18 protein-coding genes are annotated in these 17254 nt (G+C 63.1%); 9 read left to right on the forward strand and 9 right to left on the reverse strand.

What is annotated here, in order from left to right; translation table 11 throughout:
* Window positions 1–59 precede the first annotated feature (59 nt).
* Window positions 60–515, forward strand: coding sequence for a metallopeptidase family protein (locus tag QWU44_RS03845; protein ID WP_370914402.1), 456 nt, complete (start codon window positions 60–62; stop codon window positions 513–515).
* A gap of 69 nt (window positions 516–584) precedes the next feature.
* Here the strand turns inward: QWU44_RS03845 and QWU44_RS03850 are convergent, their stop codons facing one another.
* The 4 genes from QWU44_RS03850 to rfbD form a co-directional block, all read right to left on the reverse strand.
* Complete coding sequence (locus QWU44_RS03850) at window positions 585–932, reverse strand: WhiB family transcriptional regulator (RefSeq protein WP_370914403.1); 348 nt, start codon at window positions 930–932, stop codon at window positions 585–587.
* A gap of 414 nt (window positions 933–1346) precedes the next feature.
* Complete coding sequence (locus QWU44_RS03855; RefSeq protein WP_370914404.1) at window positions 1347–2438, reverse strand: sugar phosphate nucleotidyltransferase; 1092 nt, start codon at window positions 2436–2438, stop codon at window positions 1347–1349.
* 70 nt (window positions 2439–2508) lie between these two features.
* Window positions 2509–3399 carry a glycosyltransferase family 2 protein gene (locus tag QWU44_RS03860; RefSeq protein ID WP_370914405.1) on the reverse strand — a complete coding sequence of 297 codons (891 nt, stop codon included), beginning with the start codon at window positions 3397–3399 and terminating at the stop codon, window positions 2509–2511.
* A 4-nt stretch (window positions 3400–3403) separates the two neighbouring features.
* Window positions 3404–4372: a dTDP-4-dehydrorhamnose reductase gene (rfbD, locus tag QWU44_RS03865; RefSeq protein ID WP_370914406.1), complete on the reverse strand. Its 969-nt coding sequence runs from the start codon at window positions 4370–4372 to the stop codon at window positions 3404–3406.
* A gap of 36 nt (window positions 4373–4408) precedes the next feature.
* On the opposite strand from rfbD, the gene QWU44_RS03870 reads away from it, so the two are divergent.
* The 7 genes from QWU44_RS03870 (at window position 4409) to QWU44_RS03900 (ending at window position 11713) form a co-directional block, all read left to right on the forward strand.
* Window positions 4409–5983 carry an LCP family protein gene (locus QWU44_RS03870; RefSeq protein WP_370914407.1) on the forward strand — a complete coding sequence of 525 codons (1575 nt, stop codon included), beginning with the start codon at window positions 4409–4411 and terminating at the stop codon, window positions 5981–5983.
* Between the two features lie 34 nt (window positions 5984–6017).
* A complete protein-coding gene (locus QWU44_RS03875; protein ID WP_370914408.1) occupies window positions 6018–6674 on the forward strand; it encodes a TIGR03089 family protein in 657 nt (218 codons plus the stop codon).
* A gap of 29 nt (window positions 6675–6703) precedes the next feature.
* Window positions 6704–7768 carry an ABC transporter ATP-binding protein gene (locus QWU44_RS03880; RefSeq protein ID WP_370914409.1) on the forward strand — a complete coding sequence of 355 codons (1065 nt, stop codon included), beginning with the start codon at window positions 6704–6706 and terminating at the stop codon, window positions 7766–7768.
* Between the two features lie 249 nt (window positions 7769–8017).
* Window positions 8018–9340 carry an ABC transporter substrate-binding protein gene (locus QWU44_RS03885; protein WP_370914410.1) on the forward strand — a complete coding sequence of 441 codons (1323 nt, stop codon included), beginning with the start codon at window positions 8018–8020 and terminating at the stop codon, window positions 9338–9340.
* 238 nt (window positions 9341–9578) lie between these two features.
* A complete protein-coding gene (locus QWU44_RS03890) occupies window positions 9579–10649 on the forward strand; it encodes a carbohydrate ABC transporter permease (RefSeq protein WP_370914411.1) in 1071 nt (356 codons plus the stop codon).
* Complete coding sequence (locus tag QWU44_RS03895) at window positions 10643–11467, forward strand: carbohydrate ABC transporter permease (protein WP_370914412.1); 825 nt, start codon at window positions 10643–10645, stop codon at window positions 11465–11467. The genes QWU44_RS03890 and QWU44_RS03895 overlap by 7 nt, the downstream gene beginning before the upstream one ends.
* A gap of 30 nt (window positions 11468–11497) precedes the next feature.
* Entirely contained in the window at window positions 11498–11713 is a 216-nt protein-coding gene (locus tag QWU44_RS03900) for a hypothetical protein (RefSeq protein ID WP_370914413.1), read from the forward strand.
* A gap of 19 nt (window positions 11714–11732) precedes the next feature.
* On the opposite strand, the gene QWU44_RS03905 is transcribed toward QWU44_RS03900, so the two are convergent.
* From QWU44_RS03905 to QWU44_RS03925, 5 genes are read right to left on the reverse strand one after another with little or no spacing between them, the layout of a single operon-like run.
* Window positions 11733–12215, reverse strand: coding sequence for a YdcF family protein (locus QWU44_RS03905; RefSeq protein ID WP_370914414.1), 483 nt, complete (start codon window positions 12213–12215; stop codon window positions 11733–11735).
* Entirely contained in the window at window positions 12212–12745 is a 534-nt protein-coding gene (gene purE, locus QWU44_RS03910) for a 5-(carboxyamino)imidazole ribonucleotide mutase (RefSeq protein WP_370914415.1), read from the reverse strand. Before purE ends, QWU44_RS03905 begins: the two co-directional genes overlap by 4 nt.
* Window positions 12746–12787: 42 nt before the next feature.
* On the reverse strand, window positions 12788–14050 hold the full coding sequence (locus QWU44_RS03915; protein ID WP_370914416.1) for a 5-(carboxyamino)imidazole ribonucleotide synthase: 1263 nt from the start codon (window positions 14048–14050) through the stop codon (window positions 12788–12790).
* A gap of 32 nt (window positions 14051–14082) precedes the next feature.
* On the reverse strand, window positions 14083–14550 hold the full coding sequence (locus QWU44_RS03920) for a hypothetical protein (protein WP_370914417.1): 468 nt from the start codon (window positions 14548–14550) through the stop codon (window positions 14083–14085).
* 8 nt (window positions 14551–14558) lie between these two features.
* On the reverse strand, window positions 14559–15401 hold the full coding sequence (locus QWU44_RS03925; RefSeq protein ID WP_370914893.1) for a biotin--[acetyl-CoA-carboxylase] ligase: 843 nt from the start codon (window positions 15399–15401) through the stop codon (window positions 14559–14561).
* A 160-nt stretch (window positions 15402–15561) separates the two neighbouring features.
* On the opposite strand from QWU44_RS03925, the gene QWU44_RS03930 reads away from it, so the two are divergent.
* Window positions 15562–17193, forward strand: coding sequence for an acyl-CoA carboxylase subunit beta (locus QWU44_RS03930; RefSeq protein ID WP_370914418.1), 1632 nt, complete (start codon window positions 15562–15564; stop codon window positions 17191–17193).
* Window positions 17194–17254 lie beyond the last annotated feature (61 nt).

Here is a 17254-nt window from a genome sequence, read left to right on the forward strand (position 1 = left end):
AGTACGTCCTCCCGGCGCGCCCCACCGGGAAGATCCGCACCACGTATTACGCTGAGCACATGCCAGTCCAGTCGTCTCGTGACCGGAGGGGCCATGGCATCCGCGGCCCCCTGATCCCGCCCGGGACCCCACGACACCGAAGCGTCAGTCAACGTTTCGATGCCGCCGTCGTGGACGCCTACACCCCACTGCTCGACGCCTACCCTGAGCAGCTCCTCAATCTTGATGTGGCCGTGGACACCATTCCGCGCATGAGGCTCCGACCTGACCTGACTGTTTTCCCCGAGGAGATCGCCGCTGACGGGCCAGTTCCACTCGGACGGGTGATCCCCGCCGGAGTGGATTCACAGGGGCATCCCACGCGAGCGCGAATAGTCATATTCCGGAAACCCGTGGAACAACGCTGCACCGGAGTCATTGAACGCACCGAACTGTTGCGCAGGGTACTCACGCAACTGGTGGCCGCCCACCTGAACATGGATCCGACTGATATTGACCCGGGGTTCCATGACTGACACTTCAGAACACGAGAATCCGGCGACTCCGCTGGAACAGCCACGAAACGGGAAAATGAGGAGGAATGACTAACCGAGCTGTTTCTTCAGACGCCGACGCTCACGTTCGGAGAGCCCACCCCAAATACCGAAACGCTCATCATTTTCCAGCGCGTACTCCAGGCATTCATCCCTGACCCCGCACGCCTGACAGATCCGCTTAGCCTCCCGCGTTGAGCCTCCCTTGTCCGGAAAAAACGCCTCCGGGTCAGTTTCGGCGCAGAGTGCCTGCTCCTGCCACTCCTGTTCGACCGCACCGAACAATGCATCCAAGGGCAGGTTCACACCCCTAACGGAAGAGCCGGAAGAACGGTGCGCTGCAGCATCACCACCACCGTCCACACTGCGGAGTGGCGCGTCGGACGCATAATCCCCCATGGACGCTCCCCTCTCACTGATAGACACGGACGGCACTGACACTGACCAAAATGACACCGATGACACCGATGCCCACACACCCCGGAAGGCGCGCCTTTGAATCTTCCAGATAGGGCACGGAACTCGTCCGGTACCCGCCGGTTACATACGTGTGATTACACACGCACCCCTAGATATCGTCAACCCACTCAGGCTCTATCTCTACCCGCAGGTGCATTTACGCAGGAAGCAAACCACACCAATCACACACGTCACAGCGAGCAGATACTGGGGGTAAAGTGAGGGGGCGCCACATGTAGTAGCTCCACACCTGACAAACCGCAAGTGGCGTGCACCGCGGCGTGTCGCAACCACAGAAAAGGCCTGAAAGATGTTAGGACACCTTCCAGGCCCGAAGCGGCGAAAGCCCACCCCTCACGCGTCCGAGGAGAACCTGATCCCACTGTCCGGTACGACGACACCGGGCCAGACCCGCATCCCATGGCGGAACTCACAGCGTGCTCCGATCTGCGCCCCTTCACCGATCACAGCGTCGAAGATTCGCGCGTTCGGGCCGATGTGCACACCCGAGGCAATGATCGAATTCTTGATGATCGCCCCCGGCTCGATAGTGACACCATCGAAGACGACCGTATCGTCCAGGCGACAACCGGCACCGATCTCAGTTCCACGCCCGACCGATGTTCCACCGAGCAGGAGCACGCCGTCCTTCACCCCGGCTGACTCGTGGACGAGAGACTCCCCGGTCCGTCCCTCAAGCAGAGGAGAAGGTGCGATACCCCGGACCAGGTCACTGGAGCCCCGCACGAAATCATGGGGCGTACCCATATCCCGCCAGTAGGCATTGTCAACGTGTGCGAACACCCGGCACCCCTCCTCGAGGAGCCGCGGGAACGTCTCCCGTTCCACCGATATATTCCGCCCTTCAGGAATCTGCTCGATCAACTCGCGCCGGAACACATAACACCCGGCGTTGATCTGGTCCGTCGGCGGATCCTCGGTCTTCTCCAGGAAGTTCCGTACCCGCCCGTCACCGTCGGTGGTCACACAACCATAGGCCCTGGGATCCGCGACCCGCACCAGGTGCATGGTCAGATCAGCGTCCTTCGTAGCGTGGGTATGAAGAATCGATCCCAGATCGGTACCTCCGAGAACATCACCGTTGAACACCATGACCGTGTCGTTCCGCAACCGGTCGTAGACGTTCCGGATCGCCCCACCCGTACCCCGTGCGGTCTCCTCTACGACATACTCAATCTCCAGCCCCATCTCTGCGCCGTCGCCGAAGTGGTTCTCGAACACCTCCGCGCGGAAAGACGTCCCCATCACCACATGGGTGATACCCGCCGCCCGGATCCGACCGAGCAGGTGCGCGAGAAAGGGCACATTGGCTGTCGGGAGCATGGGTTTTGGTGTGGACACCGTCAACGGCCTGAGCCTGGTCCCCTTGCCTCCGACGAGGATAACGGCGTCGGTGTGCCTGGCGAGCTGGTGCGGGTCAGTCATCTGATCTCTTTCTTCCGATCGGTTCTCCGGCTGACAGTACCGCACCTTCCCCGTTGTTTCGTGGAACCCGTCAACGGAGTCGTGGTAGCTTCCCGGACATCCCGAGAACCACCACTGCACGCATCTTCAACCCGAGCCACAGAACAACGCGGAGTGGTGCCATCCACCACGAGGGGTGTCGGTCAGCCTGAAAACGGTAGGCACTATCGTGGTGCGCGGGAAGCATGAGCCCGAGATGTGCACCAGCGGAATGTCCCTGGTCATGCTCAATCTGGGCGGTGGGACAGTAGATGTTCTCCCAACCCGACCGCCCGAGCCGATCACCCAGATCAACGTCCTCCATGTACATGAAGTAACGCTCATCGAATCCGCCGATTTCATCGAAGGCCTCCCACCGCAACAACAGACAGGAGCCGGAGAGCCAGCCCGCGGGACGCTCGGTATCCATGTCCGCGTCCGCCCGGTACGCCGCGGTCCAGGGATTTCCCGGCCAGAAACCGGAAAATAACGCATGCCCGATACCGTTACGCAACGTGGGCACAGCGCGCGCCGACGGATACGTCCCGCCATCGGGTTGCCGGATCTTGGGTCCGACTGAACCCGCCTGTGGATGCCTGCCCGCGCAGTCCAGCAGCTCATCGATACTCCCCGGGTCGAAGGTGACATCCGGGTTGACCACCAACAGAAACTCAGGGTCGACCTTGCCCGCCTCACGGCGATCCCGCAATATTCGGGCGGCAACGTTGATCGCGCTGCCGTACCCGAGGTTCCCCCCGGTACGGACCAGCTCGACGTTTCCCCACTCTTCAGCGGCCTTCTCCGGCACCCCATCCGTCGAACCGTTGTCGGCGAGGATGATATGCAGATCCCGCGAACTCGCCGCAGGCACCGAACGCAGGAAAGCGCCCAGGTGCCGCCCAGGCGAATAGGTCACGGTAACGACGGGAAGAGGGAGGTTCACGGGGTCAGAGTCTAGCGCCTACGGCCCTGTCGACTCCGGAGCGCCACTCCGGCAGTTCCCCATAACCTCGTGCACACCAGTCGCCGGTGTCGAGGACCGACCACGACGGCCGGGGGGCCGGGCGGGGATACTCCGCGCTGGTGCATGGGTGCACGCGATCCGGGTCCTCGCCCACCGCCGCGAACACCCGACGCGCCAGGCCGAACCAACTCGTGTAACCTTCCCCCGCAGCGTGGAGCACTCCCCCCGGGTCAGCGTCGTCGGCGGCGAGCCGCCACAATCCACGGGCCAGGTCGATGGCGTACGTGGGACTCCCCACCTGGTCGTCCACCACACGGATAGGCCCATCCCCCGCGGCGAGCCTCAGCATCGTCCCCACGAAGTCACGGTGCCCCGGAAGCAGGGCACCGGAGTACACCCAGGCGGTACGCACCACCGTCGCCCGGAGGTCGGTGTGCTCGACGATCTGCTCGATCGCCATCTCCCCGGCACGTTTGGTCTTGCCGTAGACACTGTCCGGGACGGTCGGGGCGTCGACACGCAGTGGCTCTCCCCCCGGCACCCCGGATGCACCGAAGACGTAATCAGTGCTGATGTGGATAAGCCTACTCCCCGCACCCGCGCACCGGCGCGCCAGTAGCTCCGGGGCACGCACGTTGAGCGCCTCCACCGTTGAGCGTCGCCGCGGGTCCTCCGCTGCATCCACGTCGGTGAAGGCCGCTGTGTTGATCACGACGTCGGCCGCACCCAACACCTCCGAAGAACCGACAGTGTCCGCCGAGGTGACGTCCAGCCCCTCCCTGTCGAGCCAGGTGACCCGCATTCCGTCCGGAACAGTGAGCTTCAGCGCGGAAGCAACCTGTCCGTTGCTTCCGGTGACGACAACGTCCATGACATAGACTCCTTCTCTGACGACGACGTGCACTCCACGTCGACGGGTGGTGCCCGGTGCTCCGGTTTCCCCTCCGCCCATTAAAACCTTTTTCGCCGATGCAGTTGGAGCTTGCCCGTGACCGACCAGTACCGCCCGGTACGCGACATCCAGCCTCCACCGTCTCCTGTCCCGGAACTCCGGCAGACCGGTCCCCGACCACTGCGACTTCTGCTCGCCCTGATGTCGGTCGCCGTCCTCACCGTATCCGGGCTGGGCTATGCCACCGTGGGAAGGCTCGGGAACACGGTCACCGGCGCAAGTAACCTGAATCTCGGTGGCGGCACCAAGGTCAGGAAGGGGGAACAACTCGACGGAGCCACCGATATCCTGCTCGTTGGATCCGACTCCCGCTCAGACGCACAGGGCAACCCCCTGACCCCGGAGGAGATCGCGATGCTCCGGGCAGGCGATGAAGCCAATGACAACACTGACACCATCATGGTCATCCGCGTCCCCAACGATGGTTCCTCAGCCACCGCAATCTCAATTCCCCGCGACACCTACATCCACGACGATGAGATGGGAAACACCAAGATCAACGGTGTCTACGGCGCCTACAAGGCCCAGCGTAAGGAAGAACTCATCAACCGCGGGGTCACCGACGAAAACAGTCTCGAGGAACAGTCCAAGGAGGCCGGCCGTAAGGCACTGATCAATTCAGTCGCAGATCTCACCGGCATCACCGTCGACCACTACGCGGAGGTGGGACTGCTCGGATTCGTCCTACTCACCGACGCCGTCGGCGGAGTCGAGGTCTGCCTCAACGAAGCGGTCTACGACGAATTCTCCGGTGCCGACTTCCCCGCGGGCCGACAGAAGCTCTCCGGACCCGACGCCCTGTCCTTCGTTCGACAGCGCCATGGCCTTCCCCGCGGCGACCTGGACCGGATCGTCCGCCAGCAGTCCTACATGGCGTCATTGGTCAACAACGTGTTGAGCAGTAGAACTCTTTCCAACCCCAGAACCCTGACCCAGCTCGGGGAAGCGGTCAGCCGTTCCGTGATCATCGATGAGGACTGGGACGTGATGAGTTTCGCCAATCAGCTCCAGAACCTCGCCGGAGGCCGGGTCCAGTTCACGACGATTCCGGTGACTTCAATTGACGGTGTCGGCGACTACGGTGAGTCTGTCGTCACCGTCGATGTCGAGTCAGTCCACGACTTCTTCGACACGCTCCTGGGAGACGAAGAGGGCAGGGCAGGCTCGTCCTCAGCCCCCACCGATCCCGGCGAGGACCGAAAGCCGGTGCCGGAACTGGATGTCCACGTCCTCAATGCGACCACGATCACGGGGAAGGCTGGCAGGGTCGCCGGTGCGGTGAACGAACTCGGCTACCGGATCGGGGAAGTCAGTAACGCACCCGACGGTCTCTACCCGGAGAGTGTGCTCATCGCGGCGAACGCGACAGACCCGGCCATCGTGCTCCTGGCGCAGCAACTCGGTGGTCTCGAGATCACCGAGTCCTCGTCACTGGTCAATGGAGAGGCCGTCATCGCGGTTGCCGCAGACTGGTCCGGACCAGTGGGTGATGAACCCGTCGACGGTTCCTCACCCCAGGACGGAACCACCGTCGGCCAGCCAGGTCCGGACAGTGCCCCCGCTGCACCAGTCATCGATGCGGGTGGCGACGGACCTCGGTGCGTCAACTAGAACCGAGCCGACGGCTTTCGCCTACCCTTATGGCATGGACCTGCTCCGAGACCTGTTAGCCGCTGACCCCGGGGTGCCCCGCCTGACCGTCTACAACGAGACCACCGGCGCCCGTCTGGATTTCTCCGCACAGACCCTCGACAACTGGGCGGCGAAGGTCGGGAACATGCTCTACGAGGAGTTTGATCTGCAGCCCGGCTCCCGTATCGCCGTCGACCTGCCGGCTGGTTGGCAGGCAGTGGCGGTGGTCCTCGGGGCCCTGGCTTCTGGGATCGGCTACACGATCGGCCCCGATCCCTCCGCCGAGGTACTGTTCACTTCTCCAGACCGAGCGGACGGCACCTTCACCGGTGACGTCGCCGTGGTCACGGATGATCCTTTCGGACGCGGTGTCGAGGAATGTGGCGGTACCGTTCCCGACGGCATCGTCGACTTCGGTCCGGTGGTCCGGTTCTACGGCGATCAGTTCCCGTACCCGACAAAGACCCTCAACGCTCTCGTCGATTCCGCTGTGCCCCGCCCCCCGACAGGGGCGCGGACGCTGATCACAGGATGGAGCGATGACAAGGGTTTCACCTCTGGGGTTCTCGCCCCACTCGCAGCCGGTGGCTCTGTCGTGGTGGTCAGCGGTCCAGTTGATTCCATCCGACTCGATGCCATTGCCACCGCCGAACGGGTGACCCACCGGTGAAGTTCCCGGACCGCTGATAGATTCTCCCCATGGCTACCGTTCACTTCGACAATGTCACCATCCGATACCCCGGCGCCGAGCATCCGTCCGTCGACGGATTCGACCTGGAGATCGGGGACGGGGAGTTTCTCGTTCTCGTGGGTCCCTCCGGTTGCGGCAAATCGACGACCCTCCGGGCACTCGCCGGGTTGGAGGACGTCGAGAGCGGCAGCATCATCATCGACGGACGCGATGTCACCCGGGAAGAGCCCGCAGACCGGGACATTGCGATGGTGTTCCAGAACTACGCGCTCTATCCGCACATGAGTGTCGCGGAGAACATGGGCTTCTCCTTGAAACTATCGAAACTGCCCAAAGCCGAGATCAAAGCCAAGGTGCGGGAGGCCGCCGAGCTGCTCGGACTCATCCCCTTCCTCGACCGTAAGCCCAAAGATCTTTCCGGTGGTCAGCGTCAGCGTGTCGCCATGGGCCGGGCCATCGTTCGGAAGCCCAGTGTCTTCTTGATGGATGAACCGCTCTCGAATCTCGACGCGAAACTCCGTGTGCAGACACGAACCGAGCTGGCCGCACTGCAGCGACGACTCGGAACCACGACGGTCTACGTCACACACGACCAGGTAGAAGCGATGACAATGGGGGACCGGGTCGCGGTGCTCAAGGACGGGGTCCTCCAGCAGGTCGCGCCGCCGAGGGAGCTTTACGAACGCCCCGTCAACGCATTCGTCGCAAGCTTCATCGGTTCGCCCTCCATGAATCTCATCACTGCGGATGATCCCGAATTCGGCCGGGTGATTCTGGGTATCCGGCCAGAGCACGTTCATGTTCTCGCGGACGCCCCTTCCACCACGGATTCCGAACCGGTGCTCGACGTCGTCGTGGATCTCGTCGAAGAACTGGGGGCTGAGTCCTACCTCTATTCGCACCGGGTCGACGCACCGGATGTGACCGTGGTCTCCCGGTTGGGTGCCGTGGCTGTGCCCGCTCGCGGAGACCATGTCCGGCTCAGTCTGGACATGACTCACGCCCACTGGTTCGACGCTGAGAACGGGCAGCGCCTCCAGCGGGGAATCACCTCCGGGAATCTCCACGGCTAGTGCCGAGGCCAGGGTTCCGCGATGATGGATCACCGGACAGGGGCAGGGAATCCGGATTCCCTGCCCCTGTCCCATCGGTGTGGCTCCCCCCACATCCGGCATGGAACAGGCCGAACGCGCCCGATTCGGGCGAAAGCGAAGGTATAGTCGATCACAACCGCCCCGGCATGTGTCGCAGGTCATCCACGCTGCTTCAGCGTGATGCACGCCCGCACTGGAGGGGAACACCGAACGAGAGGTATCCACCTTATGACGATCAGATTCAATCGCAGGGCCGTCACCGCCGTCGCAGCGACCGCAGTTATCGCAACCAGCGCCCTGACAGCCTGCTCCTCAGATGACGCGGCAGAAAAGGCCGGGGACGCTGTCACCTCCGGCAGCTCTGCAGCTTCGTCCGCGGCGAAGAAGGCGACCTCCGACAAGGAGGGCCGCGGCCCGATCACCTTCGCGATGGGTAAGAACGACACCGACAAGCTCAAGCCCATCATCGAGAAATGGAACGCCGAGCATCCGGACGAAAAGGTCACACTGAAGGAACTCGCCGGTGAAGCTGATGAGCAGGCGGACACCCTCAAGCAGGCGCTGCAGGCGAAGAGCACCGACTACGACGTCATGGCACTCGACGTCATTTGGACTGCCGAGTTCGCCGCGAACCAGTGGCTGGAGCCACTCGAAGGCGATCTGGCCGTGGACACCTCCGGGCTACTGCAGTCCACCGTCGATTCCGCAACCTACGTGAACAAGCTGTACGCGGTACCGCAGAACACCAACGGTCAGTTGCTCTTCCGCAACACGTCCCTTGCCCCCGAGGCCCCGGAAAACTTCGAGGAGCTCGCCGAAGCTTGCAAGAAGGTCTCCGAGCAGGACAAGGACTGCCTGACCCTACAACTCAAGAAGTACGAGGGCCTGACAGTGAACACGGTCGGTTTCATCGAGGGGTGGGGTGGTCACGTCATCGACGACAACGAGAAGCCCGTCGTCGACTCTGATGAGGCCAAGGAAGGCCTGCAGGCCCTCGTGGACGCCTACGATGACGGCGTTATCGCCGGGGACTCGATCTCTGCTACCGAGGAAGAGACCAATCTCGCATTCACCGAAGGACGTACGGCCTTCGCCATCAACTGGCCCTACATGTACGGCAATGCGGAGAAGGACAACTCCGCTGTCAAGGGTGAGTTCGAGGTGCAACCGCTGGTCGCCAAGGACGGTGTCGGTGTCTCCACCCTCGGCGGTTACAACAACGCGATCTCGGCCTACTCAGAGCACAAGCACACAGCACGTGATTTCATCGAGTTCATCATCTCCGAGGATAACCAGATGAGCTTTGCCGAGGCGTCCTTCCCGCCGGTTCTCGCATCGATCTACGATGACAAGGATCTCATCGAGAAATTCCCCTACATGCCGGCCCTGAAGGTTTCGCTCGAGAACGCGGTCCCGCGCCCGGTGAGCCCTTTCTACCCGGCGATCTCCAAAGCGATCCAGGACAACTCCTATGCCGCACTGACGGGTGAGAAGAGCGTCGATGACGCCGCTTCCGACATGCAGGCGGCCATGGAGCAGTCCAGCCGTTAGTCCATCCATGGTCGTGGTAGCGCAGCACGCCACGACTTCGGAAGCTCGACGATGAGGGTCCCTTCGGTACGCTGATGTACCGGAAGGGGCCCTCATTCCCTTCCCCCACAGCACCCCCAGTATCCGGGAGAGATCACTTGTCCGGGAGCCGGCGGGTAGATGTTGTAGGCGGTACCTTCCACCGGGTCCGGGACGAATCATCGCCGGATCCTCCCACCCCACCGGACCGAGGAGATCCATGTCCAGGCTGAAGCAGACCCGCTCCGCGGCCGTGCTCATCGCACCAACGATAATCGTGCTGGCCATCGTCATCGGGTACCCCATCATCCGGGCCATCTGGTTGTCGTTCCAGGCTGACAAGGGCCTCGATCCGACGACAGGGTTCTTCGTCGAAGGTGGTTTCGCGGGACTCCAGCACTACTTGTACTGGCTCACACAGCGCTGCCCTGCGGGTGGAGGAGAGTTCAGCACCTGTCCCCCGGGAGTGCTGTCCACCGATTTCTGGCCTGCACTCCGGATCACCCTCTTTTTCGCCGTGGTCACCGTGAGTCTGGAGACCATCCTCGGCATGTGGATGGCGACAGTGATGAACCGGGAGTTTTTCGGCCGTGGTCTGCTCCGTGCTGCGGTGCTGATCCCGTGGGCGATCCCAACTGCGGTCACCGCTAAATTATGGCAGTTCATCTTCGCTGACCAGGGTGTGGTCAACGCCGTCCTCGGACTCAACATCCGGTGGACCACCGACCCGTGGGCGGCCCGGATGGCGGTCATTCTTGCGGATGTCTGGAAGACGACTCCGTTCATGGCGCTGCTCATCCTCGCCGGGCTGCAGATGATCCCGAAGGACGTCTACGAGGCCGCACGCGTCGACGGTGCCTCCCGGTGGCAAATCTTCACCAGGATCACCCTCCCGCTGGTGCGTCCGGCGCTGATGGTGGCTGTCCTGTTTCGTACCCTCGACGCACTGCGCATGTACGATCTCCCAGTAATCATGATCTCCGGGGCGTCCAGTTCCCCGACTGCCACGATCTCGCAGCTCGTGGTGGAGGACATGAGACAGAACCACTTCAACTCAGCATCTGCGCTGTCGACCCTCATCTTCCTGTTCATCTTCGCGGTGGCGTTCGTGATGATCCGGTTCCTCGGTGCAGATATCCGCAGTGCTTCCCGGGCGTCGACGGCCACCGTCCACGTCCCCGTCGATGATGCTCCCCCTGCCGATAACCCGCTCGTCCTGGCCTCCCCGGGTGGGTGCCAGCAGACAGCCGCCCCCCGCCGGAATCACCCCGAAGGAGACGCAGCATGCTGAAAAACATCCGAAACTACCTCGGGGTACTGGCGATTCTTGTCTGGGGACTCGCACCCTTCTACTGGATGCTGGTTACCGCACTCCGGGATTCAGACTGGACTTTCGACACCACTCCTTGGCCCACACACGTCACCCTCGACAACTTCCGTAATGCTCTGGCGACGGATGCGGGAAACAACTTCCTCGCGGCGATCGGGAACTCACTGATCATCGGACTGGTCACCACGGCGGCGAGTGTGCTCGTCGGAGTGTTCGCCGCCTATGCACTCGCCCGTCTCGATTTCCGCGGTAAGGGCATCGTGACCGGTGTGGTCCTCGCGGCGAGTATGTTCCCCGGCATCGCGCTGGTCACCCCCCTGTTCCAACTGTTCGGTGACCTGGGTTGGATTGGCACCTACCGGGCACTCATCATCCCGAACATCTCCTTCGCGCTGCCGTTGACCATCTACACGTTGGTCAGCTTCTTCCAGCAGCTTCCGTGGGAACTGGAGGAAGCAGCACGGGTCGACGGTGCCTCCCGCGGGCAGGCCTTCAGGCTCGTGCTCCTGCCGCTCGCGGCACCCGCGCTGTTCACGACAGCGATTCTCGCATTCATCGCGGCGTGGAACGAATTTATGCTGGCGAAGCAGCTCTCCACCACCGGTACCGAACCCGTCACCGTCGCCATCGCACGTTTCTCTGGCCCCTCAGCGTTCGAATACCCGTATACCTCAATCATGGCGGCCGGGGCTCTGGTGACCGTCCCGCTGGTGATCATGGTGCTGGTGTTCCAGCGTCGTATCGTCGCGGGCCTGACCGCCGGCGGCGTCAAGGCCTGATCTGGGTACCACCCACCGAAAGGGATTCTCGTGAACACATGTCCCTCCGGGTCCGACCCATCCGAGGCCCGTCGACGTAAACTGCAGCGCGACACCTGCACGGGCTTCGTGTCCTTCTTCGCGGCGGTAGCGCTGCTCCAGGCGGTAATCAACGTCACCCGCCCGGAACCCGAGGTGTGGCCCGCGGTCCTCGCCCTCGTCCTCGTCCTCTCAGCGGTATGGCTACGGAGGTCCGGCCGGAGGTGACGGTGCCTTCGGCCGGACGTCAGCGGCGTATTCTCCGCCAGATGATTCGGAGCGCCGAATGCAGCAACGCGAACACCTCACGGGTCCATAAGTGGGGAATCCGCATCGGAGGGGTCCTTGCGGCCACGATCCGGACGCGGAACCCGTGGTGCCACGCCCAGAGCTTCACCCGGGGCATGTGGAACTCGTTGGTGACCACGATCCAGTCCGGCCACCCGGACAGGAGTTCGCGGGTGTTCTCCAGATTCTCGTTCGTTGAGGTGGCCCGTTCCTCGGTGATGATCCGCGCCGGTTCCACTCCTTTGTCCACGAGCCAGTCTCTCATGGCCGGGGCCTCACCGAGCCCGGTGACCACGACCGGCGCACCGGTGTGCTCCCGGACCACCGGGAGCGCAGCAACGAGCCGCTGCTCAAGCGCCCGACCGGGGCGGCCATCACGGAGCCTGCATCCGAGAATGACGATAGGCAGCGGCGGGCAACCGTCCGCTACATGCGGGATCACTGTCCCAGCAACCGCTCACGCAGAGCCGCGTCCTTGGCAAGGACAGCGTCACGCATCTCGGCCTGGTAATCCGCCATGCGTTCGATCAATCCGGGGTTTCCCGCTCCGAGGATCCGGACTGCGAGAAGTCCGGCGTTCTTCGCTCCACCGATGCTCACGGTGGCGACGGGCACCCCCGCCGGCATCTGGACGATGGACAGTAGGGAATCCATGCCGTCGAGAGTCTCCAGCGCCCTCGGGACACCAATGACGGGAAGTGGCGTCGCCGCTGCAACCATTCCAGGGAGATGTGCGGCACCGCCTGCACATGCGATGATGCAGGACAACCCCCGGGTATGCGCCGAGCGTGCATAATCAAGCATCCTCTCCGGCGTGCGGTGCGCGGAGACAACCCCGACTTCGAAGGGAACCCCGAATTCAGCGAGAACTTGAGCCGCCGGTTCCACGGTAGGCCAGTCGGAGTCGGATCCCATGATGAGTCCCACCAGGGGGCTGGCGTTCCGTGCGCTGTGTGTGGTGTTGATGGACATGACCGTCTTTCATGAACTGGGTGATGGTGGTGTGTGCTGTTGTCAGTCGGGAAGCCAACCGTCAGCCCAGGTTGCGTGGACAAGGTAGTGGGCGGCAAGCCGTGCCTTCCTCCGCAGTTCAGCCACGTCCCCTTCGCTGCCGGTGACCGCAGTCATGTTGACGTGTCCGATCTTACGTCCGGGGCGCCACCCCTTTCCGTACATGTGGATCTTCGCCTCCGGAAAGCGCGTCCATACTTCAACCATTCTCTCGTGGAAGTTCCGGGCCGGGTCCTCCTCCGCCCCCAGGACATTGGCCATGACCGTCGTACCCCCGACCGGATCAGTGGCACCAAGTGGAAGATCGAGGACTGCACGGATGTGCTGCTCGAACTGGCTTGTCCGGGAACCATCCTGAGTCCAGTGTCCGGTGTTGTGCGGGCGCATGGCGAGCTCATTGACGAGAATCCGGGGGCTTTCCTCGACATCACCGCAAGTGAGAAAGAGCTCCACGGCCAGCACCCCGGTGACATTGAGTTCCGTGGCTATCCGTGCGGCCAGCTCTCCGGCCTCAGCCGCCAACTCGGACGGAAGATCTGGGGCTGGGGCAACGGCTTCAGTGCACACTCCCGAGGTCTGGACCGACTCAACCACCGGCCAGGCTGCGGTCCTCCCGGAGGGAGTCCGCGCCACCATCGCCGAGAGTTCCCGGTCCAGACGCACCTTCTCCTCCACCATGAGCGGTACGCCTCGACCGAGGAGTCCACTCACCAGGTGAATAAGCTCCTCCCGGGTACCAGGAAACCAGACCCCCTTGCCGTCGTATCCACCGCGACGCGCCTTCAGACACACGCGGGAATCCACGGCGGCGAAAAAGTCCGTGGCATCGGCCACTGACTCCACCGGAGCGAACGGCGGCACAGGGGCGCCGAATTCCCGGAGCCGTTCCCGCATAACGAGTTTGTCCTGTGCATGTGCCAGGGCACCTGGCCCCGGCTGAACGTTGACACCCGCCTCGATGAGCGTGCGCAGGTGCTCTGAAGGAACATGCTCATGGTCAAAGGTGACGACACTTGCCCCTTCAGCAACGACCCGCAGGGCATCCAGATCTGTGTAGTCCCCGATGACGACGTCTGCCGCGACCTGGGCTGCCGAGGCCCCTGATGAACCGGCCAGAAGCCGGACGGACTGGCCCAGTTCAATGGCTGCGGTCTGCATCATCCGGGCGAGCTGCCCGTCACCGACGACGGCTACGACAGGCATGCCCGCGGCATGCGCCTCCGGGTTTCCACCGGCGGGGAGGGGATCACGGGGATGGTTACTCACAACGCATAACTATAGCCGTGGAGTCGTTCGGATCAGGCGAGAGGATCATTGATCATCCGGGCGATCTTCCGAACCTTCGGCAGGCCGCGGTAGTACACGGGGAGATCACTGTCCCGCAGATACACGGCGAGCAGTCCACGTTCCTTCTCCGCCCAGGTCACCGCAGACATGGCGAGGGAGCGGGGACGTGCACGGAAGCCGTCCGCCCGGAAGATGATTCGCCGGTCGGTGACGATCATCCGGCGACGACGCTTCCGCAGGAGTGGGATCACGAAGCGCCAGAGGACCAACACCCCCCAAAGGAACACGAAGCCGTTGCGCCACTCCGGCAGCAGGCGCAGCGGCCCCACCCCGTATCGCCCGGCATCTGCAGCGTCGAACCAGCCGATGACGATCCACAGCACACCTGTGATCACGATCGTCTCCAGAAACGGGAAGATCATCTCCCGGAGCGGCGCCCGCACATCAACGAGGATATGTTCATCGGGTTCTAGAGACATCCGACCACTCATACGGACCTCAGATGGGTGACATCCCCGGCCGCCAGCTCGTGGTTAGTTCCGTCCTCATCACAAAACAGCAGTCGCCCGTCGTCGGCGACCCCGGTGACGGTGCCGTAGATGGTCCGCTCCCCCTCCGCAGTCGGCACGACAACTTTGGCTCGGGCACCGATCGACGCACAGACCCGTCGGTAGTCCCCGAGAAGCCCGGGGTCACCCGCAGCCCACTGGGTGAGTCGGTGGTGGAGAGCGATAAGGACATCGCCAGTCAACCGGGTCCGGTCGAAAACGCGTCCAGGCGCCGCGAGATCCAGGGAGATCGCGTGCGGAACAGGTAACTCATCCTCGGTCAGAGAGACATTGAGGCCCAGCCCGACAACCACAGCCGGGGCATCGGAGAGATTGGCGGCCTCAGCCAGTATGCCGCAGAGTTTTCGACCTCCGATGAGAACGTCGTTCGGCCACTTCAGGACAGCATGCACCTGATCCTGCTCCGCTCTCCCGGAGATGTCTTCCGCCGCGGCGACGGCATCGACAACCGCGAGGCCCGCAGCCAACGGCAGGGTACCCAGTCGCCGAAGGCTCGATCGGGGCGGGCGAATGAGAACACTTAGAGTGATCTGACTGCCGACCGGCGCGGTCCAGACCCTCCCGTGCCGCCCACGGCCCGCTGACTGATGCTCAGCAACCACCGCAGTCCACTCCTGCGCTCCCCGCCCAGCGGCCACGACCAGGTCCGTATTCGTGGAACCTGTCTCCGGGGTGTGATCGATCCGGTTGTATGGACCACCGTCCACACAGCGGCGACGCAGTGCATCGGAGTCAACCGGAGTGCGTGGGGTCGATGAAATCATACCTGTCACGATAGCGCGTGCGAGATGGAGCCGATGACACACCGAAACTCCGCAGCACCCCGGAAAAAGCGACTCACCAGCACGTTCCCTAACATGTGATGCAGATCACCATGATTTTACTTTGCAAACTAAAACTGCTGCTTTAGACTCCCAAAACATGACGATTTCCTCACCTTTGATCGACGTTTCCTCGATGACCGGCCCCATGACAACCGCAGACAAGATCGCGGACCTCAAGGCGCGCCGTGCCGAGGCCACATTCCCCATGGGCCTCGCCCCGGTGGAGAAAGTACACGCGGCTGGACGTCTCACCGCCCGCGAACGCCTGGATTTCCTCCTCGATGAAGGTTCCTTCATCGAGACCGATCAGCTTGCCCGCCACCGCACCACGGCCTTCGGCATGGGAGGTCGCCGCCCCGCAACCGACGGGATCGTCACCGGATGGGGCACCATCGACGGCCGCGAGGTCTGCATCTTCTCCCAGGATGGCACCGTCTTCGGCGGCGCCCTCGGTGAGGTCTATGGCGAAAAGATGATCAAGATCATGGAGTTGGCCATCGAGACGGGCCGCCCCCTCATCGGCCTCTACGAGGGTGCAGGTGCACGAATCCAGGACGGCGCCGTGTCCCTTGATCTCATCGCGCAGACCTTCTACCAGAACATCAACGCCTCGGGCGTCGTCCCACAGATCTCCGTGATCATGGGGGCCTGCGCGGGCGGTAACGCTTATTCCCCAGCCCTGACCGATTTCGTCGTCATGGTGGACAAGACCTCCAAGATGTTCGTCACCGGCCCCGACGTGATCAAGACCGTCACCGGCGAACAGATCACCCAGGAAGAACTGGGTGGAGCCAGCACCCACATGGAGACTGCCGGCAACAGCCACTACACCGCCGCCACCGACGAAGACGCCCTCGAGTGGGTCCAGGAACTCGTCAGTTATCTACCCTCAAACAACCGCAGTTTCGCCCCGCTCGAAGAGCACGACCGCGAGGAGGGATCGATCAACGACAATCTCAACGCCGACGACCTCAAGCTCGACGGGATCATCCCCGATTCGCCCACGACTCCCTACGATGTCCGCGAGGTCATCGAGTGCCTGACCGATGACGGCGACTACCTGGAGATCCAGGAGGACCGTGCCGCGAACGTCGTGATCGCATTCGGTCGCATCGAGGGTCAGTCCGTCGGCTTCGTCGCCAACCAGCCGACCCAGTTCGCCGGCTGCCTCGACATCGACGCCAGTGAGAAGGCTGCCCGCTTCATCCGTACCTGCGACGCCTTCAACATCCCCATCGTCATGCTCGTCGACGTCCCCGGCTTCCTGCCAGGAGCGGGCCAGGAGTACGAGGGAATCCTGCGCCGCGGCGCGAAGCTGCTCTACGCCTACGGCGAGGCCACCGTCCCGAAGATCACGGTGACGATGCGCAAGGCATACGGCGGAGCGTACTGCGTCATGGGTTCCAAGGGCCTCGGCGCGGACCTCAACCTGGCGTGGCCCACCGCCCAGATCGCTGTCATGGGCGCCAAGGGCGCGGTCGGCTTCATCTACCGCAAGCAGTTGAAGGACGCCGCCGATCGTGGCCTCGACGTCGCCGAGTTCGCAGCCTCCTTCGAGCGCGAGTACGAGGACTACATGCTGACCCCGTATCTCGCCGCGGAACGCGGACTTATCGACGCCGTCATCCTGCCGAGCGAGACCCGCGGACAGATCGCCCGCAACCTGCGCCTCTTTGCCGGCAAGAATGTCCATCGGCCCGCACGCAAGCACGGAAACATCCCCCTGTAGAACAGGAATCGGACGCACTCATCAACGCTGGAAACCCGCAAAATCCCCGGAACGGGGGTAA

Source organism: Corynebacterium sp. CCM 9203, from assembly GCF_041357675.1.
In the GTDB taxonomy this organism is placed as follows: Bacteria; Actinomycetota; Actinomycetes; order Mycobacteriales; family Mycobacteriaceae; genus Corynebacterium.